This is a genomic window from Paraburkholderia atlantica (genome assembly GCF_009362785.1).
GTDB lineage: Bacteria > Pseudomonadota > Gammaproteobacteria > Burkholderiales > Burkholderiaceae > Paraburkholderia > Paraburkholderia atlantica.
This window is the reverse complement of sequence record NZ_WHNQ01000005.1, coordinates 241031-261237: the sequence shown is the minus strand read 5'-3', so window position 1 is coordinate 261237 and position 20207 is coordinate 241031. Positions and strand designations below refer to the sequence as shown.

The following is a 20207-nucleotide window of genomic DNA, read 5'->3' as shown; positions in this document are numbered from 1 at the left end:
TCATGCAACCAAGTGCGATCGATTCAGCCGGCGTCGCGCACGAATCCGCGGGCGCCGATGCGCGCATCGTGTCGCTGGTGCCGAGCCTCACCGAAACCCTGTTCGCGCTCGGGCTCGAGCGGCAGATCGTCGGACGCACCGGCTTTTGCGTGCATCCGCGCGACAAGGTCCGCACGGTGCCGAAGGTCGGCGGCACGAAAGCCGTCAAACTCGACGCGATCCGCGCGCTGCGCCCCACCCACCTGATCGTCAATATCGACGAAAACGAACGCGACACCGTCGAGCAACTGCGCGCGTTCGTGCCGCACATCGTCGTCACTCATCCGCAGACGCCGCGCGACAACCTTGCGCTGTACGCGCTGCTCGGCGCGATCTTCAGACGTGAAGAGGAAGCGCGGCGCTTGAGCAGCGCGCTCGATGCGCGTCTGCGCGAAGCCGCCGCTCACACCTTCGCCGCGCAGAACGTGCTGTACCTGATCTGGCGCGAACCGTGGATGAGCGTCGCGCGCGACACCTACATCGCCGCGATGCTGCGTCTCGTGAACTGGCACACGTTGCCCGACGTGCACGGCGGCAGCGCGGGTGCCACGCGCTACCCGACGCTCGACTTCGACGCCGCGCCATGGCTCGCGCAAGTCGACCGCGTGCTGCTGTCGAGCGAGCCGTACCGCTTCACGGCCGCGCATCGCGATGCGCTCGCGCGCGATCCGCGGTTCACCGGCAAGCGCATCGAGCTGATCGATGGGGAAATGACGTCGTGGTACGGCGTGCGCGCAATCGATGGCATCGGCTATCTGCTGCGCGAGGCCGCGGCGGCCTGAGGCGGCAACACAGCCACGCCGCCCCCATATGGATATGTCGATTAAATTGTTGTCGCCATAATGGCCCTTCGATAAGCTTTCGCGAAGGCGCGCCGCCGGCCATGCCTCGAAGCCAGGCCCCTGTGCCTCAGGCCGGGATCGCCCGACCTGTACGGCGGCGCCGGGAACGTATCACAATCGTGGCGACGCGTGCGCTGGGACCGCTCTCCTGCCCGCTCACGCATCGCTGCCATAAACACAACCAGCCGCACTGCCTGACTGCGCTCGTTACCGGAGATCCTATGCGCTTCAAACTGCTCGCAGCCGCCATCCTGCTCACGGCGCCCGCGCTCGCGCTCGCCAAACCGTTGACCGTCTGTACCGAATCGAGTCCCGACGGCTTCGACGTCGTGCAGTTCAATTCGCTCGTCACGACGAATGCATCGGCCGACGTGATCTTCAACTCGCTGGTGTCGTTCGACGAAGCCGCGAAGAAGGTCGTGCCCGCGCTCGCCGACAAATGGGAAGTGAGCCCCGACGGCCTGACCTACACGTTCCACCTGCGTCCGAACGTGCAGTTCCAGACCACCGACTACTTCAAGCCCACCCGCGCGCTGAATGCCGACGACGTGATCTTCACGTTCGACCGCATGCTCAACGACAGCAATCCGTGGCACAAGGTGGCGGGCGCGAGCGGCTTCCCGCACGCGCAGTCGATGGGGCTGCCGAAGCTGATCAAGTCGATTACCAAGGTCGACGACAACACGGTGAAGTTCGAGTTGAACGAGCCGAACGCGACGTTCGTGTCGATCCTGACGATGGGCTTCGCGTCGATCTATTCGGCCGAGTACGCGGACCAGTTGCTGAAGGCCGGCCAGCAGGTCGACCTGAACGCGAAGCCGATCGGCACCGGCCCGTTCGTGCTGAAGAGCTATACGAAAGACGCGGTGATCCGTTATGACGCGAACCCGACCTACTGGGGGCCGAAGCCGAAGATCGAGCGTCTGATCTACGCGATCACGCCGGACGCGACCGTGCGCGCGCAGAAGGTAAAGGCTGGCGAATGCCAGATCGCGTTGTCGCCGAAGCCGCAGGATCTCGCCGACGCGAAGAAGGACAAGTCGCTCGCGATCGTGCAGACGCCCGCGTTCATGACGGCCTTCGTCGCGCTGAACACGCAGCAGAAGCCGCTCGACAACCAGAAGGTGCGCGCCGCGCTGAACATGGCGTTCGACCGCACGACGTATCTGAAGACCGTGTTCGACAACACCGCGACGCCGGCCGTGAACCCGTTTCCGCCGAATACGTGGAGCTACAACCACTCGATCAAGGGCTGGCCGTACGACCCGGCGAAGGCGAAGCAATTGCTCACCGACGCGGGTTTTCCGAACGGCTTCCAAACGACCATCTGGGTGCGTCCGAACGGCAGCGTGTTGAATCCGAATCCGAAGGCCGGTGCCGAACTGCTGCAGGCCGACTTCGCGAAGATCGGCGTGAAGGCGGACGTCAAGGTGATCGAATGGGGCGAACTGATCAAGCAGGCGAAGCAAGGCCAGCATGACTCGCTGTTCATGGGATGGGCGGGCGACAACGGCGATCCGGACAACTATCTGTCGCCGCTTTTCAGTTGCAACGCGGTGAAGTCGGGCATCAACTTCGCGCGCTTCTGCGATCAGGATCTCGACAAGCTGATCGCCGACGGCAGAGCAACGTCCGATATCGCCAAGCGCACGAAAGCGTATGAAGCCGCGCAGCAGATCATCCATGACGAAGCGCTGTGGATTCCGCTCGGCTATCCGACCGCTGCTGCGATCACCCGTACGAACGTGAGCGGGTATCACGTGAGTCCGTTTGGACGGCAGAATTTTGGGGCGGTGGTGGTGCAGTGATTTTGCGCCGCGGTTGACGCAGACGGCCCTGCGAGAAAGCCCGGTTCTTGAACCGGGCTTTTTTTATCTGACGCGCGAATTGGCTGATCGCATATGACACTGCGTAACCTTTTTCCGACGTGGATCTCGGGCCTTTGCCCGCGAGACCGACTCCTAATGCAATTTTCCTCAGGCAAGAAGCTAATAATCGTTTGCAAAGTAACGGCCCACACTTTGACAAAAGGAATGGTTACGGCAATGCAAGCTCCAGCGAGGACAGGTTTTGAACGGTGGCAGGATGGCGTTAGCAAGGCTGTAAGCGATGCGAGATGGAATTCCTGGGATTGCGAAATCCAGATGGCAGTCAACGAGTACAACCTCCATCTTCGCGGCACCTCGGGGTACGTGGCCTTGGATTGGCAGATTATCAAGGCGATATTGTGGGTTGAAACAGGTGCACACGATCCTCAGTGGAATTCCAAGCCGATGCGCATTGGGGTTGCAGGCGATCCAGGGTTAACATCGCTGCTTTCGGGCAAAGAAGGCGGCGATTTGATTCTGCCGCCAGCCTGGAAAGGACGGCTGACAATGGCCTCAGCCAGAACGATACCGGCGTATAACATCCGTGCTGGCATTGGCTATTTGCTCATGCGCATGGCGCGTTTTAAGTACCGAAGCGTACTCGGTGCTGACCCTGCGGTTTACGAAATGACTGTGAGGCTAGGGGATAGCCTCGACAAGATGGCGAAGGCTCAGGGCACCACCATCGACACGCTAAAAATGCTGAATTCCACCGCCACCGTTCTGCACCCCGGACAGATATTGAAGTACCGGAAAGCTTCGGTTCAAAACACTATTGCAAGCTGGCACCCCATCTCCACGGCATTGATAGCGGAGCGTTACAACGGAGGCGGTGACATCAATTACGCCAGGAAGCTCGACTACGCTTTACCACTGGTGCGCAAAGGAAAGGTAGCCCTATGCGTGCAGTGAAGCAGATCTGTTTCGGCTTGGCCGCCTGCCTGTCAACAATGGCCCTCGCGACCTCAGCTGCTCCCGTCGCAAGCGAGCGGGCCTTACGTGAGGAATGCAGCGCGTTCTCGCAAGCGGGGATGCGGGACTGTCTGGCAGAAAAAGCAGAGGCCAGTCGGAAAGCCCTCAGACGCGCCGAGGAGAAGATGGCCGGCACCCTCTCCAAATGGGATGAAGACGACAAGTACGTCAACCAGGCCAAGGCAAAACTCGCCGCATCAAACAGGAAATTCGCTCAGTACCGTGAGGCTCAATGCGACTTCGCAGCTTCGTTAAGTGGTGGTGGAGCCGGCAGTGCGCGCGAAGTGCGCCGTTTAGCTTGCGTTTCCGAACTCAACAACCGGCGGGCCGAGCAACTACGCAACGCTGCATCTGACATGCCCTTGAAGTAATTCGCATGAGAGAGGACACCCAGCATCGTTGCGCCGCTCAGTGCCTTCGCCCAGCGCGGACATATTCGTCCGCGCTTCTTCGCCCGCGGCGAAGGTCCGAGATCACACCGCCGCAAACCGGATCACCCCATCCTCATCGTGCGTCCGCTTCAACTCCCCCGCCCGCCACAACAGATGCAAGTGCGCGAGCGCCTCACCCATCGCGAACGTCATCTGATGGATATCGAGTTGGCGCTTGAACATCAGCGGCACGATATCGGCGGCGCTACGCGGCCTTTCCGCGCACGCTTCGCGCACTTCGGCGAGCCGCGCGTCGTGATGCTCGCGCAGTTGCTGAATGCGCGTGCGCACGCCGCGAAACGGCTTGCCATGCGACGGCAGCACGAGCGTGTCTTCGGGCATCACCTCGTAGCGGCCAAGCGACTCCAGATACAGTTCGAGCGGCGAGCCCTCGGGTTCGATATCGAACACCGAGACGTTGGTCGAAATGCGCGGCAGTACCATGTCGCCTGAAATCAGCGTGTGGGTTTCCGCGCAGTGCAGCGCACAGTGTTCCGGCGAGTGGCCGAAGCCCGTCACCACGCGCCACGTCCTGCCGCCGATTCTCACGTCCTCGGCTTCGCGCAAACGGCGGTATTGCCCCGGAATCGCCGGCACGAGGCTCGAGTAATAGCTCTTGCGATTGCGCAGTTTGTCGAGCGAGTCGGCGTCATTCAAACCATGCCGCGCGAAGTGCCGCGCCGCGGCCTCGCCGCCCGCGTTCGAACCGTCACCCGTCGCCATTACGCGCGCCTGCATGTATTCGCCGAGCGTCATCCACAGCCGCGCGTCCCAGCGCCTTTTATCGCCGCCGCCGCACACCCAGTGCGCGAGGCCAATGTGATCAGGATGGCAATGCGTGACGATCACGCGCAGCACCGGCAGCCCATCGAGCACCGAGTCGAACACGCTCTCCCAATTCGCCTTGATCGTGTCCGACGTGATGCCGCAGTCGACCACGGTCCAGCCTTGCTGGCCGTCGATCTCATCGCGCAGCAGCCACAGGTTGATATGGTCGAGCGCAAACGGTAGCGGCATGCGCAGCCAAAGCACGCCGGGCGCAACTTCCATCGTGCGGCCCGAGTCGGGCATCGCGTCGTTGAACGGGTATTGGAGTTGGTGTTCGAGTGCATTCATGGGGACTGTCTTCCTCCGACGACTCTCCGGCATGGCCAGGTATGCGATGCCGGTCGGCCTGGTTGTGGTTGCTTTCCGCTCAGGTTGACGATAACGTAAACGTCGATTCTATCGTCCAATCCGGTTTTGTGCCGGCCAAGCGGCCACGAGATGTCCCGATGAATACGCAATACACGATCACCGAACTCGCGCGCGAATTCGACGTCACGCCACGCGCAATCCGTTTCTACGAAGACCAGGGTTTACTCTCGCCGAGCCGCGAGGGCTCGAGCGGCTTGCGGCGCGTCTATTCCGGCCGCGACCGCACGCGTCTGAAGCTCACGCTGCGCGGCAAGCGTCTCGGCTTCACGCTGTCGGAGATTCGCGACCTGCTCGACGTCTACGAGTCGCCGACCGACACCGTGCCGCAATTGCACGCGTTTCTCGCGACGGTCGCGCGGCATCGCGAAGTGCTCGAACGTCAGCGCGAAGATCTCGACGCGACGCTCGAAGATCTCGCGCAGTACGAAGCGCAGGCGCGCGCGTTGCTCGATGGCACGAGGCACGACGCGAAACCTGCCTGAAGCTGCTTGACTCTGACCGGCGTTTGCGGAGCGCGCGTGATGAATCACTTCCCCAAACTGTTATCGTCGCAAATCGGTTTCGACGTCGCGCAGACGATGCTCGAAGGGTTCGACCGTCACTACCGGATCTTTCGCGATGCGGCAATCCATGCGAAGACGCTGTTCGAAGCCGGCGACTGGCACGGCCTGCAAAAGCTCGCGCGCGACCGCATCGCGTCGTACGACGATCGCGTGCAGGAATGCGTGCACCAACTCGAAGACGAATACGACGCGGAGAACATCGACGGCGAAGTGTGGCAGCAGATCAAGCTGCACTACATCGGCCTTCTGACCACGCACCGTCAGCCCGAGTGCGCGGAAACCTTCTTTAATTCGGTTTCCTGCAAGATCCTGCACCGCTCGTACTTCAACAACGATTTCATTTTCGTGCGCCCGGCGATTTCGACCGAATACATCGAGAACGACGAACCGGCCGCGAAGCCGACCTATCGCGCGTATTACCCCGGCACGGACGGACTTGCCGCAACGCTGGAGCGGGTGGTCACGAACTTCCAGCTCGATCCGCCGTTCGAGGATCTGACGCGCGACGTCGCCTGTGTGGTGCAGTCGATTCGCGAAGCATTCGGCGTGTTCGACGAAGCGCCGAATTTCCAGATTCACGTGCTGTCGTCGCTGTTTTATCGCAACAAGGCTGCGTACATCGTCGGGCGCATCATCAACGGCGACGCGCTGCTGCCGTTCGCGGTGCCACTGCGTCACGTGAAACCGGGCGTGCTCGCACTGGACACTGTGCTGCTAAAGCGCGAGCAGTTGCTGATCATTTTCAGCTTCTCGCACTCGTATTTTCTGGTCGACATGGAAGTGCCGTCCGCGTATGTCGAGTTTCTGCGCACGGTGATGCCGGCCAAGCCGAAGGCGGAAATTTATACGTCGGTGGGTTTGCAGAAACAGGGCAAGAATCTCTTTTATCGCGATCTGCTGCATCACCTCAAGCATTCGAGCGACCGCTTCATCGTCGCGCCCGGCATCAAGGGGCTGGTGATGCTGGTGTTCACGCTGCCGTCGTTCCCCTACGTGTTCAAGCTGATCAAGGACAACTTTCCGCCGCCGAAGGAAACCACGCGCGCGCAGATCCAGCAGAAGTATCTGCTCGTCAAACGTCACGACCGGCTCGGCCGTATGGCCGATACGCTCGAATATTCGAGCGTCGCGCTGCCGCTCGCGCGGCTCGACGAAACGCTGTTGCGCGAACTCGAGAAAGAGGTGCCGTCGCTGATCGAATACGACGGCGACAACCTCGTGATTCGCCATATGTACATCGAGCGACGCATGATCCCGCTCAATCTGTTCCTGCAGAACGGCAACGACGACGACATCGAGCACGGCATCAAGGAATACGGCAACGCGGTGAAGGAGCTGATCCAGGCGAACATCTTCCCCGGCGACATGCTGTACAAGAACTTCGGCGTGACGCGCCATGGCCGTGTCGTGTTCTACGACTACGACGAGATCGAATACCTGACCGACTGCAATGTGCGCGCGGTGCCGGCGCCGCGCAACGAGGAAGAGGAAATGTCGGACGAGCCGTGGTACGCAGTCGGTCCGCACGATATTTTCCCGGAGACGTACGGCACGTTCCTGCTCGGCGATCCACGCGTGCGCCGCTCGTTCATGCGGCATCACGCGGATTTCTTCGAGCCCGAACTGTGGCAGCGATACAAGGATTTTCTGTTGAAGGGCGAGTTGCCCGATTTTTTCCCATACGACCAGAGCGTGCGCTTCTGCGTGCGTTATCCGGAGCGCTTCGCCGAAGCAACCGATGCAGAGGCGAACGAGCCGAATGTGCGCGTGGCTTGATGAATCTCACGAGGGTTCTCAGCAGGTCACGCGCGGCGGTAGCCATCCAAGCTATGACCAAGGAGCTCAAACATGAGTGACGCAATTCAAAGTGGTATCCACGCCGATCCGATCGTCATCGTCAGCGCGGCACGCACGCCGATGGCCGGCTTTCAGGGCGACTTCGCGTCGCTGAGCGCGCCACAACTCGGCGCGGTCGCGATCAAGGCGGCCGTCGAGCGCGCGGGCCTGAAGCCCGAACAGATCGACGAAGCGGTGATGGGCTGCGTGCTGCCCGCCGGCCTCGGCCAGGCGCCCGCGCGCCAGGCCGCGCTCGGCGCGGGTCTGCCGCTCGCCACAGGCTGCACGACGGTCAACAAGATGTGCGGCTCCGGCATGCGCGCGGCGATGTTCGCGCACGACATGCTGGCCGCGGGCTCGCTCGACGTGGTCGTCGCGGGCGGCATGGAAAGCATGACGAACGCGCCGTATCTATTGCCGAAAGCGCGCGGCGGCATGCGCATGGGCCACGGCCAGGTAATCGACCACATGTTCTACGACGGCCTCGAAGACGCATACGACAAAGGCCGTCTGATGGGCACGTTTGCCGAGGAATGCGCGGCGTCGTTCGACTTCACCCGCGAGGCGCAGGACGCATTCGCGGTCGAGTCGCTGAACCGCGCAAAGCGCGCGAACGAGGACGGCTCGTTCGACTGGGAAATCGCGCCGGTTACGGTGGCGGCCCGCAAGGGTGACGTCACGATCGCGCGCGACGAGCAGCCGTTCAAGGCCAACCTCGACAAGATCCCCACGCTGAAGCCCGCGTTCAGCAAGACCGGCACCGTGACGGCGGCGAACTCGTCGTCGATCTCGGACGGCGCGGCCGCGCTCGTGATGATGCGCGAGTCGACCGCGAAGCGGCTTGGCGTCGCGCCGCTCGCGCGCGTCGTCGGTCATTCGACGTTCGCGCAGGAGCCCGCGAAGTTCACCACCGCGCCGGTCGGCGCGATCCGCAAGCTGTTCGAGAAGAACGGCTGGCGCGCCGGCGACGTCGATCTGTACGAGATCAACGAAGCGTTCGCGGTCGTCACGATGGCCGCGATGAAAGAGCACGATTTGCCGCACAACAAGGTCAACGTGAACGGCGGTGCGTGCGCGCTCGGCCATCCGATCGGCGCCTCGGGCACGCGCATTCTGGTTACGCTCATCGGCGCGCTGAAGAATCGTGGTCTGAAGCGCGGCGTCGCGTCGCTATGCATCGGCGGTGGCGAGGCGACCGCGATGGGTATCCAACTGATCTGAAGCGTTGACCAAACTTCGAGGAATACGATGAAAACAGTGTTGATCGTCGGTGCGTCGCGTGGCATCGGCCAGGAATTCGTGCGGCAGTACAAAAAGAGCGGCTGGCGCGTGCTCGCGACCGCGCGCGACGGCGCCGCGCTCGACGCGCTCAACGAGCTCGGTGCCGAAACCTTCATGCTCGACGTCACCGCGCCCGAAGAGATCGCGGCGCTAGGCTGGAAGCTAGACGGCGAACGGCTCGATGCGGCGATCCTGGTGTCGGGCGTGTACGGTCCGCGCACCGAAGGCATCGAGACGATCACCGCCGAGGACTTCGATCACGTGATGCACACGAACGTGCGCGGCCCGATGCAGTTGCTGCCGATCCTGCTGCCGCTCGTCGAGGAAACGGACGGCGTGCTCGCGGTGATTTCGAGCCGCATGGGCAGCATCGCCGATGCGAGCGGCACGACGGGCTGGCTGTATCGCGCGAGCAAGGCGGCGCTGAACGCCGTGCTGAAGCTCGCGTCGCTCGACGCGCAACGCGCGACCTGCGTGTCGCTGCATCCCGGCTGGGTGCGCACCGACATGGGCGGCGCGCAGGCCGCGCTCGATCCGGCGCGCAGCGTCGCGGGCATGCGCGAGGTGCTGGCGCAGGCGGCGGCATCGCGCGATGCGTTCCACGGCCGCTTCTTTCAGCACGACGGTACGCAGCTCGACTGGTAGACAACCGGGTTGCATCGGATCGGAGACACACTCATGGTGCTTGACCAGGACCACCTGATGGTGCGCGACGCGCTGCGCACCTTCGTGCGCGAAGCGATCACGCCGTACGCGGCGCAATGGGACCGCGAGCGCACCTTTCCGCGCGACGTGCATCGGCAGCTCGCGGAGCTCGGCGCCTATGGCGTGCTGGTGCCCGACGCGTATGGCGGCGCCGGCATGGACGCGCTCGCGCTCGCGCTGATCCTCGAAGAAATCGCGGCCGGCGACGGCGGCACGTCGACCGCGATCTCGGTGAACAACTGCCCGGTGTGCAGCATCCTGCTCACCTATGGCAACGACGCGCAGAAGCGCGACTGGCTCACGCCGCTCGCGCGCGGAGAGATGCTCGGCGCGTTCTGCCTGACCGAGCCGCAAGCGGGCTCGGATGCGTCGGCGCTGCGCACCACCGCGACGCGCGACGGCGCCGCGTACGTGCTGAACGGCGTCAAGCAGTTCATCACGAGTGGCAAAAACGGCGACGTCGCGATCGTGATGGCCGTCACCGACAAGACCGCCGGCAAGCGCGGCATCAGCGCGTTCATCGTGCCCACCAGCACGCCGGGTTACGTGGTCGCGCGTGTCGAGGACAAGCTTGGACAGCATTCGTCGGACACCGCGCAGATCGTGTTCGAGGAGTGCCGTGTGCCCGCCGCGAATCTGATCGGGGCGGAAGGCGAAGGCTACCGTATCGCGCTATCGGGACTCGAAGGCGGGCGCATCGGCATCGCCGCGCAAAGCGTCGGCATGGCGCGCGCCGCGTTCGAAGCGGCGCTGACTTACGCAAAAGAACGCGAAAGCTTCGGCGCGCCGCTGTTCTCGCACCAGGCGGTGCAGTTTCGTTTGGCCGACATGGCCACGCAACTCGAAGCCGCGCGTCAATTGATCTGGCACGCGGCGTCGCTGAAGGACGCGGGCCAACCGTGTCTGACCGAAGCCGCGATGGCAAAACTGTTCGCGTCCGAAGCGGCCGAGCGAATCTGCTCAGCGGCGTTGCAGATTCACGGCGGCTATGGTTATTTGAGCGACTTCCCGGTCGAGCGGATTTACCGTGACGTGCGCGTGTGCCAGATTTACGAAGGCACGAGCGATATCCAGAAGATCCTGATCGCTCGCGCGCTCAACTGAAATTTCAATGAATAAGCCATTGTTGTCACTGCAAAGACCTGTCGACTGTCCATGCGGCGGCGCCGCGCCCGCCGCACGCGGAGGCTCCGCGACTAAAGCTCCGCGTTTTGCGCAATGCTGCGGACGCTATATCGACGGCGGCGAAGCGGCGCCGCGCGCGCTCGAACTGATGCGCTCGCGCTATAGCGCGTACGTGCTCGGTGCAACCGCCTACCTGCGCGCGACGTGGGACCCCCGCACCTGCCCTGCCGACCTCGACGTCGATCCCGCCGCATCCGACGCGCCGCAGTGGCTCGGACTGCAGATCAAAGCGTTCGCCGAAAGCGATGCCGACCACGCGACCGTTGAATTCATCGCCCGCTACAAAGTGGGGGGACGTGCGCATCGGCTGCATGAATTGAGCCGCTTTCTGCGTGGCGATGATGGCCGCTGGCGTTATGTAGATGGCGACGTCACTGAGTGAGTGAAGAGCGAATGTCGATTAAGTAACCGCTGCATTGCGCGTAGAGGCTTTCCCATGTCTTTCACTCGCTCTCCGCAAAACTCATAAAAGGCCCTCGTCCGGGGCCTTTTTTTCGTTCGATTCACGCAGGTTCTTTCGTTGGGCTCGCACCACAGCACTTACATGACCTTTAGTCGCCGCCTCCCGCCCATGTCCCCAGCCCTTGCCTGGCAAGGCTTTGAGGCCTCATTCGCACATGCAGCAATTTTTTCGTCGCGGGTTCTCCTTGATTGCACAAAACAAAATTGTCGTGCCAGGATGAGTCCGTAGTTTCATGACGTCACATTGCGAGAGCGGGTCACACCAGTTCCGCAACATGCAAAGGAAGCCTGACCGGCCGCTGATCGAAAGCGCGCCGCGCGGGCTCCGGCAGCATCGAGTGACGCTCATCCTCGGCGCGTGGGGTCGCGTCGGCCGTTGGGTTCATCCCGTGCGATCTCGATTTGCGTGCGTGCGCTTTGCGCACAACGCACGCGAGTGAGTCTGTTTGTGTCGAAAACGCGAACGAAAGCTGAACGTCAGCAGCGTTTTTGGCAACCGGACAGCACGGAGTTCAGGACAGGTCTTTCAAGCAGCAGGTGCGTCAATGGTGTTGAGCAAGGTTCTGACGAAGTGTGCGGCGATCTGCGCCGCAGCCACGTGTGCTGTCACGATCGCGCACGCCGATCCGCTCGCCCACTCGTCGCTTTCGGCACACAACGCGACGCCGACCAGTGACACCCAGGGACCGCTGTCGCGCGCCCGCGTACCGCGCCTCGCGCTCGACGACGACGTCTACCTGCCCACCGCTCACCTGAACGAAAAGATCATCCGCGTGCCGGTCGACGCCGCCGGCACAGTCACGCTCGAAACCACGATCTACAAGCCCGACGGCGCCGGCCCGTTCCCGATGATCGTGTTCAACCACGGCAAGATTCCGGGCGATCCGCGCACGCAGGAACGCAGCGACCCGCTGCCGTTCGCGCGCGAATTCGTGCGCCGCGGCTACGTGGTCGTCGCGCCGAACCGCCAGGGCTTCGGTCACTCGGACGGCGTGTACGAGCAGGACGGCTGCGACGTCGAGCGCAATGGCCTCGGCCAGGCTGGCGACGTGGCAGCGACGATCGATTACATGTCGAAGCAACCTTACGTCGACGCGGCGCACATCGCGGTGGCCGGCACCTCACACGGCGGTCTCGCGACGATCGCGTACGGCACCGAAGCGGCGCCCGGCGTGCGCGCGCTGATCAATTTCTCGGGCGGCCTGCGCCAGGACACCTGCGAGGACTGGCAAGGCAACCTGACGCGCGCATTCGGCGCGTACGGTGAGAAGTCCACGGTGCCATCGCTGTGGCTCTATGGCGATAACGATTCGGTGTGGAACGCGCCGCTCGTCGCCGGCATGTACGCCGCGTATGGCGCGCATGGCGCGAGCGTGAAGATGGTCGACTTCGGCAAGTACAAGAACGACGCGCATCGGCTGGTCGGCGACCGCGACGGCGTGCGCGTATGGTGGCCGGCCGTCGAAGCGTTCCTCGCGCGCGCCGGCATGCCGACGGCTGTGCAGTATCACGTCGCCGATCCGGCCGCACCGAAGGCAACCGGCTTCGCCGCGCTCGACGCTGTCGACGCGGTGCCGTACCTCGACAACGAGGGCCGCAATGGCTATCGCAACTTCCTGCATCAGTATCCGAGCCGCGCATTCGCGGTGTCGGATTCGGGCGCGTGGTCATGGGCCGAGGGCGGCGACGATCCGATGTCGGTGGCGGTGGCGAATTGCCAGAAGCAGAGCTCCGATCCGTGCCGGCTGTATGCGGTCGATAACTCGGTCGTGTGGGGCAATCAGAACTCGCAGACGGCGGATGCGGGTGATGCCGATGCGAATGGCCGGAAAGCGATTGCGAGCCGGGAATGAGGTACACATAGCATCTGGATTTGAGTTCGGTTTCGACGTGTCGAAGGCCTGCTGATTCAGCAGGCCTTTTTGCATTCTGGCCGCCGTTGCACCATCACAGCAGCGAGCGCTCACGCCGCGCTCATGCAAAAACACCTCTTCGCCACAAATTCTCGCCAGTAATAGCCCATTACTTTGACGTCGCTATCTCCGTCGATTAGCGAGCTTCCATCTCGAAGTCGAACGAGCTGCATCGAACAGCCGCAAACCTCGACGCCATGGCGAAAAACGCGCGTTTCGCAGCTGATGCGCGCGACGAAATAAACCGCTAATCTCGACCCCGCGCACTCGCCAAGGCCCACCCGTTGCGACCGGAACAGGTCGGCGGAACGACGGGGAACGCCTTTCAAAAAGGCTTGAAATCGCCCTCGTCCGTGCGTGGCATAAAAGCACCTCGGAGTACCTCTTTGGAAAATTCAGCAGCCCCCCCGGTCGCCCCTGAAGATTGGGTCGCCCGCAGCCTTCGCGCGGTATGGCATCCGTGCACGCAGATGAAGCATCACGAACGTCTGCCGCTGATTGCCGTCGCGCGCGGTCAAGGCGCATGGCTATACGATCGCTCGGGTCATCGCTATCTCGACGCGATCAGCTCGTGGTGGGTCAATCTGTTCGGTCACGCGAACCCGCGCATCAATGCGGCGCTGAAAGATCAGCTCGATACGCTCGAACACGCGATGCTCGCCGGCTGCACGCACGAACCCGCCGTCGAGCTCGCCGAACGTCTGCACGCGTTGACCGACAACACGCTCGGCCACGCGTTCTTCGCGTCGGATGGCGCGTCGGCGGTCGAGATCGCGCTGAAGATGAGCTTTCACAGCTGGCGCAACCGGGGCTACGCCGACAAGCAGGAATTCGTCTGCCTTGCCAATAGCTACCACGGCGAGACGATCGGCGCGCTCGGCGTCACCGACGTCGCGCTGTTCAAGGACGCGTACGATCCGCTGATTCGTCACGCTCACGTCGTCGCATCGCCCGATGCACGACTCGCGCAAGCAGGCGAAACCGCTGCCGACGTCGCGCATCGCGCGCTCGACAATGTGCGCGCGCTGTTCGAGGCGCGCGCGAACCGCATCGCCGCGCTGATCGTCGAGCCGCTCGTGCAGTGCGCGGCCGGCATGGCGATGCACGACGCGTCGTACGTCGCCGGATTGCGCGCGCTGTGCGACCAGTACGGCGTGCATCTGATCGCCGACGAAATTGCGGTCGGCTGCGGCCGCACCGGCACCTTCTTCGCATGCGAACAGGCAGGCGTGTGGCCCGATTTCCTGTGTCTGTCGAAAGGCATCAGCGGCGGCTATCTGCCGCTGTCGATCGTGCTGTCGCGCGACGAGATCTTCGCGGCCTTCTATCACGACGACACCGCGCGCGGCTTCCTGCATTCGCATTCGTACACCGGCAATCCGCTCGCGTGCCGCGCCGCGCTCGCGACGCTCGATCTGTTCGCGAGCGACGACGTGCTCTCCGCCAACGCGCGCAAATCAGCGACGCTCGAGGCGGCGCTCGCGCCGCTCGCCGAGCATGCGCAGGTGCGCGATCTGCGTCAGCGCGGCACCATCTTCGCGTTCGATGCGGTGATCGACGATCCTCAGCGAGCCAAAACATTCTCGCGCCGCTTCTTCGAAAACGCTCTCCAACGCGAGCTACTGTTGCGCCCGATCGGCACCACCGTCTACCTGATGCCGCCGTACATTCTCGACGACGAAGAACTCGCGCTGCTCGCCGCGCGCACACGCGACACCTTCGACGCCACGCTCGCGGAGGCCCGCTGATGCATCTGCTCGACACACTCGCCGAAGGCTTGAAGGAAATCGACGCGCGCGGCCTGCGCCGCCGCCGCCGCACCGCGGACACACCCTGCGCCGCGCACATGACGGTCGACGGCCGGGAAATCATCGGCTTCGCGAGCAACGACTATCTGGGCCTCGCCGCGCATCCGCAGTTGATCGAGGCGATCGCCGAAGGCGCGCGGCTGTATGGCGCGGGCAGCGGCGGCTCGCATCTGCTCGGCGGTCATTCGCGCGCGCATGCGCAACTCGAAGACGATCTCGCGGCATTCGCCGGCGGCTTCGTCGACGATGCCCGCGCGTTGTATTTCAGCACCGGCTATATGGCGAACCTCGCGACGCTGACCTCGCTCGCGGGCCGCGGCACGACGCTGTTCTCCGATGCGCTCAATCATGCGTCGCTGATCGATGGTGCTCGGCTGTCACGCGCCGATGTGCAGATCTACCCGCACTGCGACATGGATGCGTTGAGCGCGATGCTCGAAGCGTCGGAAGCGGACGTCAAGGTCATCGTCTCCGACACGGTGTTCAGCATGGACGGCGACATCGCGCCGCTGCCGCGTTTGCTCGAACTCGCGGAGCGGCACGGCGCGTGGCTGATCGTCGACGATGCGCACGGCTTCGGTGTGCTCGGTCCGCAAGGCCGCGGCGCGATCGCGCAAGCCGCGCTGCACTCGCCGCATCTGATCTCGATCGGCACGCTCGGCAAGGCGGCGGGCGTTTCCGGCGCGTTCGTCGTCGCGCATGCGACCGTGATCGAATGGCTCGTGCAGCGCGCGCGTCCGTATATCTTCACGACCGCGTCGGTGCCGGCCGCCGCGCATGCGGTGTCGGCGAGCCTGCGCATCATCGGCGGCGACGAAGGCGATGCGCGCCGCGCGCATCTGCAGCAATTGATCGAGCGCACGCGCGCGATGCTGAAGGCGACGCCGTGGCTGCCCGTCGATTCGCATACGGCCGTTCAACCGCTGATCATCGGCGCGAACGATGCGACGCTCGACATCGCCGCGTCGCTCGATCGCGCGGGGCTGTGGGTGCCCGCAATCCGTCCGCCGACCGTGCCGACCGGCACGTCGCGCTTGCGCATCTCGCTGTCGGCCGCGCACTCGCATGCGGATCTCGACCGGCTCGAAGCCGCGCTGCAACAAGTCGGAGCGCGCGCCGCATGAGCAACCTGAATAACGATGGCGCCGCACTGTCGCTGTTCGTCACCGGCACCGATACTGAAATCGGCAAGACCTTCGTGTCGTCGGCACTATTGCGCGGCTTCGTGCGTGAAGGTCTGCAAGCGGCCGCGATGAAGCCGATCGCGGCGGGCGCATTCGAAGTGAACGGCGTGCTGCACAACGAAGATGCGGATCAACTCGATGCCGCATCGAGCGTGCTGCTGCCGCCTGCGATCCGCACGCCGTATCTGCTGAAGGAACCGGCCGCGCCGCACATCGCTGCGGCGCTGGAAAACGTCTCGTTCGATCTCGACCACATCGTTGCGTGCCATCGCGACGCGCTGAAGCTCGCCGAGGTCATCGTCGTCGAAGGTGTTGGCGGTTTTCGCGTGCCGTTGACCGCGACGCAGGACACCGCTGATCTCGCCGTCGCGCTGAAGCTGCCGGTGGTGCTGGTGGTCGGCATGCGGCTCGGCTGCATCAGCCATGCGCTACTGACCGCAGAGACGATCGCCGCGCGCGGTCTCACCCTCGCGGGCTGGGTCGCGAACCGCATCGACCCGGATATGACCTTCCCCGACGAAAACATCGCGTCGATTCGCGCGCATCTTGCGCAAGCGTACGACGCACCGCTGCTCGGTATCGTGCCGCATATCAGCCCGCTGTCGCCGGAGCTTGCGGCCGAACAACTCGACATTCGACGGCTTCTGCAAACGCTGCGCCAGTTGCGCGCGGCATAGCGCTGCCCAGCAACGCCGAACCCCATTTCATCCGTACACGAGGATCGATCACATGACACAACTGAACATCGCAGCGGGCAGCGCCGACACGAGCGCCGCCAACGGCAATCCGACTGCCGCCGCCACTGAAGCGAAGCCGCTCGCGCGCTGGCGCGTCGCCGATATCGTCGCGTTGTACGAACTGCCGTTCAACGACCTGCTGTTTCGCGCGCAGCAAACGCATCGCGAGCATTTCGACGCGAATGCAGTGCAACTGTCGACGCTGCTGTCGATCAAGACCGGCGGCTGCGAAGAGGATTGCGCGTACTGTCCGCAGTCGGTGCATCACGACACGGGCCTCGCGGCCGACAAGCTGATGCCGGTCGACGAAGTGCTCGCCGCAGCGAAACTGGCAAAGGACAACGGCGCGACGCGCTTCTGCATGGGCGCCGCGTGGCGCAATCCGAAGGACCGCCACCTCGAGCCGATCAAGGACATGATTCGCGGCGTGAAGGCGATGGGCCTCGAAACCTGCGTGACGCTCGGCATGCTCGAAACGCACCAGGCGCAAGCGCTGCGTGATGCGGGCCTCGACTACTACAACCACAACCTCGATACGTCGCCGGAGTTCTACGGCCAGATCATTTCGACGCGCACCTACCAGGATCGCCTCGACACGCTGGAGCGCGTGCGCGACGCGGGCATCAACGTGTGCTGCGGCGGCATCGTCGGCATGGGCGAATCGCGTCGCGAACGCGCGGGGCTGATCGCGCAGCTCGCGAACATGGAGCCGTATCCGGAATCGGTGCCGATCAACAATCTGGTGCAGGTACAAGGCACGCCGCTGACCGGCACCGAACCGATCGACCCGTTCGAATTCGTGCGCACGATCGCGATTGCGCGCATCACGATGCCGCGCGCAATGGTGCGTCTATCCGCCGGTCGCGAGCAGATGGACGAGGCCTTGCAGGCAATGTGCTTCCTCGCGGGCGCGAATTCAATTTTCTACGGCGATCAGTTGCTGACCACGAGCAACCCGCAGGCAGAAGCGGACCGCCAGCTGCTCGCGCGTCTGGGCATTCGCGCTGAGGCTGCGCAGCAGATGCCGGTCGAGAAGAGTGAGTGCGAGCATGGGTGCGCGCATGGGTATGGCGATCACGGCGTGGCGAATTGAGTCACGGAACGGCTGCATCGGTAACTCGCATGCGCTAAGCGTGCGGGAATAAAAAAGGCTGCCTCGTTTTGCGAGGCAGCCTTTTCTTTTTGCGCAAATTCCGGCGCTTACTTCCGGTCAACAACAATCTGATCGAACGTCCCCCCATCGGAGAAGTGCGTGTCCTGCGCCTTCTGCCAGCTGCCGAACATCTGCTCAACCGTGAACGTCTTGATCGGCTTGAACTCGGCCGCGTGCTTCGCGAAGACGTTCTTGTCGCGCGGACGCAGATGGTGCTGCGCGATGATCTCCTGTGCGGCCGGCGACCACAGATAGTCGAGATACGCCTGCGCTTGCTTGCGCGTGCCACGCTTGTCGACGACCTTATCGACGATCGACACCGGCGGCGCCGCGAGCAAACTCACGGATGGATACACCGCTTCATAGCTGCCCGCGCCGACACCCGTATCGATCAACGACACTTCGTTCTCGAACGTGACGAGCACATCGCCGATACCGCGCTGCGTGAACGTCGTCGTAGCTCCTCGGCCGCCGGTATCGAGCACCGGCACGTTGCGGAAGATCCCCTTCACGAAGTCGAGCGCCTGCGCATCGGTGCCGCCGTGCTGCTTGCGATAACCCCACGCGGCCAGATACGTATAACGTCCGTTGCCCGACGTCTTCGGATTAGCGATCACCGCCTGGATGCCCGGCTTCGCGAGGTCGTCCCAGTCCTTGATGTGCTTCGGATTGCCCTTGCGCACGAGGAACACCATCGTCGTCGTGTAGGGCGCGCTATCGTCCGGCAAACGCGCGCGCCAGTCGGCCGGGACCAGGCGGCCCTTTTCGGCGAGCAGATCGATGTCGTTCGGCTGATTCATCGTCACCACGTCGGCCTGCAGACCCTGCAGCACCGACAGCGCCTGCGCGCTCGATGCGCCGTGCGACTGCCGCACCGACACCGTCTCGCCGCGCTTTTGCTGGTAGTCCGCGATGAAGCCCGCGTTGATGTCCTTGTACAGCTCGCGCGTCACGTCGTACGACACGTTCAGCAGCGACGTATCCGCACGCGCCGTCGTGACGCCGCCGAACGCGAGCGCAATTACCGTGATGCCAGCCGTGACGCCCGCTTTGAGCCGGCGTGATGTCCCCGTGTTGCCCTTCATTGTTTCCCCGTCTGTCGATGATAAAACCTGTAGCCGCGCATACGCGGCGTGACGCGGGATTCTAACGGATTGCTTACCTCGCGCGCGTCAGCAGCGGGTGCTCACACGAGCGCATGCTGCGCGCTATCGATCGCCTCGTCGCGAAAGCGCAGCGGCGCCGCGCAATGCACGAGCGTATCGATGAAGTACTTCGCGCGCGGCCACGGACCGAAGCCCGCTGCCGTGTTGATATGCCCCGCATCGCCGAGATTGACGAACGCGCTGCCGAAACGCTGCGCGAGATCGCGCGCATCGGCAAGCGTCATCCACGGATCGGTTTCGCTGCCGATCAGGATCGACGGCACGCCCACACGCCGTGCGTCGAACGGTCCCGCGAAGTCGAACTTGCGCGGACTCGCGGGCGCGACGAACAGCACACCGACCACGTCGCTGGCGAGCGCGCCCTGCTGCAACGCATGCGCAGTCGCAAGGCAGCCGAAGCTGTGCGCGGCCAGCACGAACGGACCGCGTTCGCGCGCGAGCAGATCGCGCAGCGACTTCGCCCATAGCGCGAGATCGGGCGCGTCCCAGTTAGCCTGCTCGACGCGCAACGAGCGCGCGAACTGCCGCTCCAGCCATGTTTGCCAATGCGTGCCTTCGCTGCCGTGCAGGCCGGGAACGGTGACGAGCCGTGGCGGCCAGCTCGATCGGGTGCATGAAAGCATGTGCGTGCCTCGCTGCGCAGGGAATCCGGGCGATCATTGTCCCGCTCGGTCGCGCGTCGATGAACCAAGATTTTGTGCTTTGGTTATGGGGCAAACGAGGAAATGCGCCGTTACGTGCCGACTCGACGCCCCGCGACCCTGCGCATCCCCGAAGCGCACGCCCGTGCGCAGACGCGCGCGATTTGCGTCGAAAAAGTAGAATGAAGCCTATTTCAACGGGAGGAGACCCGATGCCGCTCGCG

18 protein-coding genes are annotated in these 20207 nt (G+C 63.6%); 15 read left to right on the top strand and 3 right to left on the bottom strand.

All coding sequences use genetic code 11. The features are described from left to right. Positions 1–2 precede the first annotated feature (2 nt). The 4 genes from GCT19_RS09865 (at position 3) to GCT19_RS09850 (ending at position 4092) form a co-directional block, all read left to right on the top strand. Positions 3–821 (top strand): helical backbone metal receptor, encoded by an 819-nt coding sequence (locus GCT19_RS09865; RefSeq protein WP_152851770.1) that lies wholly within the window; start codon positions 3–5, stop codon positions 819–821. A 281-nt stretch (positions 822–1102) separates the two neighbouring features. Continuing rightward, complete coding sequence (locus tag GCT19_RS09860; protein ID WP_152851769.1) at positions 1103–2689, top strand: ABC transporter substrate-binding protein; 1587 nt, start codon at positions 1103–1105, stop codon at positions 2687–2689. 225 nt (positions 2690–2914) lie between these two features. After that, the gene (locus tag GCT19_RS09855; RefSeq protein WP_152851852.1) at positions 2915–3661 is read left to right on the top strand and encodes a LysM peptidoglycan-binding domain-containing protein; all 747 of its coding nucleotides are present in this window, start codon (positions 2915–2917) and stop codon (positions 3659–3661) included. Beyond that, positions 3649–4092: a lysozyme inhibitor LprI family protein gene (locus GCT19_RS09850; RefSeq protein ID WP_152851768.1), complete on the top strand. Its 444-nt coding sequence runs from the start codon at positions 3649–3651 to the stop codon at positions 4090–4092. The genes GCT19_RS09855 and GCT19_RS09850 overlap by 13 nt, the downstream gene beginning before the upstream one ends. Positions 4093–4194: 102 nt before the next feature. Here the strand turns inward: GCT19_RS09850 and GCT19_RS09845 are convergent, their stop codons facing one another. Then, positions 4195–5268, bottom strand: coding sequence for an MBL fold metallo-hydrolase (locus GCT19_RS09845; protein ID WP_152851767.1), 1074 nt, complete (start codon positions 5266–5268; stop codon positions 4195–4197). Positions 5269–5426: 158 nt separating this feature from the next. On the opposite strand from GCT19_RS09845, the gene GCT19_RS09840 reads away from it, so the two are divergent. The 11 genes from GCT19_RS09840 to bioB all read left to right on the top strand — a co-directional run bounded on the left by GCT19_RS09840 (position 5427) and on the right by bioB (position 18116). Continuing rightward, a complete protein-coding gene (locus GCT19_RS09840; RefSeq protein WP_018436808.1) occupies positions 5427–5831 on the top strand; it encodes a MerR family transcriptional regulator in 405 nt (134 codons plus the stop codon). A 39-nt stretch (positions 5832–5870) separates the two neighbouring features. Then, positions 5871–7688, top strand: a complete 1818-nt coding sequence (aceK, locus tag GCT19_RS09835; protein ID WP_152851766.1) for a bifunctional isocitrate dehydrogenase kinase/phosphatase — start codon at positions 5871–5873, stop codon at positions 7686–7688. Between the two features lie 72 nt (positions 7689–7760). Next, the gene (locus GCT19_RS09830; RefSeq protein WP_152851765.1) at positions 7761–8969 is read left to right on the top strand and encodes an acetyl-CoA C-acetyltransferase; all 1209 of its coding nucleotides are present in this window, start codon (positions 7761–7763) and stop codon (positions 8967–8969) included. A gap of 27 nt (positions 8970–8996) precedes the next feature. Next, on the top strand, positions 8997–9674 hold the full coding sequence (locus GCT19_RS09825) for an SDR family oxidoreductase (protein WP_018436811.1): 678 nt from the start codon (positions 8997–8999) through the stop codon (positions 9672–9674). A gap of 33 nt (positions 9675–9707) precedes the next feature. Beyond that, complete coding sequence (locus GCT19_RS09820) at positions 9708–10838, top strand: acyl-CoA dehydrogenase family protein (protein WP_018436812.1); 1131 nt, start codon at positions 9708–9710, stop codon at positions 10836–10838. A 7-nt stretch (positions 10839–10845) separates the two neighbouring features. After that, entirely contained in the window at positions 10846–11301 is a 456-nt protein-coding gene (locus GCT19_RS09815; protein WP_152851764.1) for a YchJ family protein, read from the top strand. A gap of 625 nt (positions 11302–11926) precedes the next feature. Then, the gene (locus GCT19_RS09805) at positions 11927–13234 is read left to right on the top strand and encodes a dienelactone hydrolase family protein (protein WP_152851762.1); all 1308 of its coding nucleotides are present in this window, start codon (positions 11927–11929) and stop codon (positions 13232–13234) included. Positions 13235–13680: 446 nt separating this feature from the next. Then, positions 13681–15042 carry an adenosylmethionine--8-amino-7-oxononanoate transaminase gene (bioA, locus tag GCT19_RS09800; RefSeq protein WP_152851761.1) on the top strand — a complete coding sequence of 454 codons (1362 nt, stop codon included), beginning with the start codon at positions 13681–13683 and terminating at the stop codon, positions 15040–15042. Continuing rightward, positions 15042–16226, top strand: a complete 1185-nt coding sequence (gene bioF, locus GCT19_RS09795; RefSeq protein ID WP_152851760.1) for an 8-amino-7-oxononanoate synthase — start codon at positions 15042–15044, stop codon at positions 16224–16226. Before bioA ends, bioF begins: the two co-directional genes overlap by 1 nt. After that, positions 16223–16963 carry a dethiobiotin synthase gene (bioD, locus tag GCT19_RS09790; protein WP_152851759.1) on the top strand — a complete coding sequence of 247 codons (741 nt, stop codon included), beginning with the start codon at positions 16223–16225 and terminating at the stop codon, positions 16961–16963. Before bioF ends, bioD begins: the two co-directional genes overlap by 4 nt. 52 nt (positions 16964–17015) lie before the next feature. Beyond that, complete coding sequence (bioB, locus tag GCT19_RS09785) at positions 17016–18116, top strand: biotin synthase BioB (protein ID WP_152851758.1); 1101 nt, start codon at positions 17016–17018, stop codon at positions 18114–18116. A gap of 107 nt (positions 18117–18223) precedes the next feature. Here the strand turns inward: bioB and GCT19_RS09780 are convergent, their stop codons facing one another. Then, positions 18224–19261: a sulfate ABC transporter substrate-binding protein gene (locus tag GCT19_RS09780; protein WP_152851757.1), complete on the bottom strand. Its 1038-nt coding sequence runs from the start codon at positions 19259–19261 to the stop codon at positions 18224–18226. A gap of 101 nt (positions 19262–19362) precedes the next feature. Continuing rightward, positions 19363–19965: an RBBP9/YdeN family alpha/beta hydrolase gene (locus tag GCT19_RS09775; RefSeq protein WP_152851756.1), complete on the bottom strand. Its 603-nt coding sequence runs from the start codon at positions 19963–19965 to the stop codon at positions 19363–19365. Positions 19966–20207 lie beyond the last annotated feature (242 nt).

Excerpts from the sequence above, each read along its gene's own strand:
- GCT19_RS09865 (WP_152851770.1), top strand. The coding sequence starts at position 3 with ATGCAACCAAGTGCGATCGATTCAGCCGGCGTCGCGCACGAATCCGCG.
- GCT19_RS09860 (WP_152851769.1), top strand. The coding sequence starts at position 1,103 with ATGCGCTTCAAACTGCTCGCAGCCGCCATCCTGCTCACGGCGCCCGCG.
- GCT19_RS09855 (WP_152851852.1), top strand. The coding sequence starts at position 2,915 with ATGGTTACGGCAATGCAAGCTCCAGCGAGGACAGGTTTTGAACGGTGG.
- GCT19_RS09850 (WP_152851768.1), top strand. The coding sequence starts at position 3,649 with ATGCGTGCAGTGAAGCAGATCTGTTTCGGCTTGGCCGCCTGCCTGTCA.
- GCT19_RS09845 (WP_152851767.1), bottom strand. The coding sequence starts at position 5,268 with ATGAATGCACTCGAACACCAACTCCAATACCCGTTCAACGACGCGATG.
- GCT19_RS09840 (WP_018436808.1), top strand. The coding sequence starts at position 5,427 with ATGAATACGCAATACACGATCACCGAACTCGCGCGCGAATTCGACGTC.
- aceK (WP_152851766.1), top strand. The coding sequence starts at position 5,871 with ATGAATCACTTCCCCAAACTGTTATCGTCGCAAATCGGTTTCGACGTC.
- GCT19_RS09830 (WP_152851765.1), top strand. The coding sequence starts at position 7,761 with ATGAGTGACGCAATTCAAAGTGGTATCCACGCCGATCCGATCGTCATC.
- GCT19_RS09825 (WP_018436811.1), top strand. The coding sequence starts at position 8,997 with ATGAAAACAGTGTTGATCGTCGGTGCGTCGCGTGGCATCGGCCAGGAA.
- GCT19_RS09820 (WP_018436812.1), top strand. The coding sequence starts at position 9,708 with ATGGTGCTTGACCAGGACCACCTGATGGTGCGCGACGCGCTGCGCACC.
- GCT19_RS09815 (WP_152851764.1), top strand. The coding sequence starts at position 10,846 with ATGAATAAGCCATTGTTGTCACTGCAAAGACCTGTCGACTGTCCATGC.
- GCT19_RS09805 (WP_152851762.1), top strand. The coding sequence starts at position 11,927 with ATGGTGTTGAGCAAGGTTCTGACGAAGTGTGCGGCGATCTGCGCCGCA.
- bioF (WP_152851760.1), top strand. The coding sequence starts at position 15,042 with ATGCATCTGCTCGACACACTCGCCGAAGGCTTGAAGGAAATCGACGCG.
- bioD (WP_152851759.1), top strand. The coding sequence starts at position 16,223 with ATGAGCAACCTGAATAACGATGGCGCCGCACTGTCGCTGTTCGTCACC.
- bioB (WP_152851758.1), top strand. The coding sequence starts at position 17,016 with ATGACACAACTGAACATCGCAGCGGGCAGCGCCGACACGAGCGCCGCC.
- GCT19_RS09780 (WP_152851757.1), bottom strand. The coding sequence starts at position 19,261 with ATGAAGGGCAACACGGGGACATCACGCCGGCTCAAAGCGGGCGTCACG.
- GCT19_RS09775 (WP_152851756.1), bottom strand. The coding sequence starts at position 19,965 with ATGCTTTCATGCACCCGATCGAGCTGGCCGCCACGGCTCGTCACCGTT.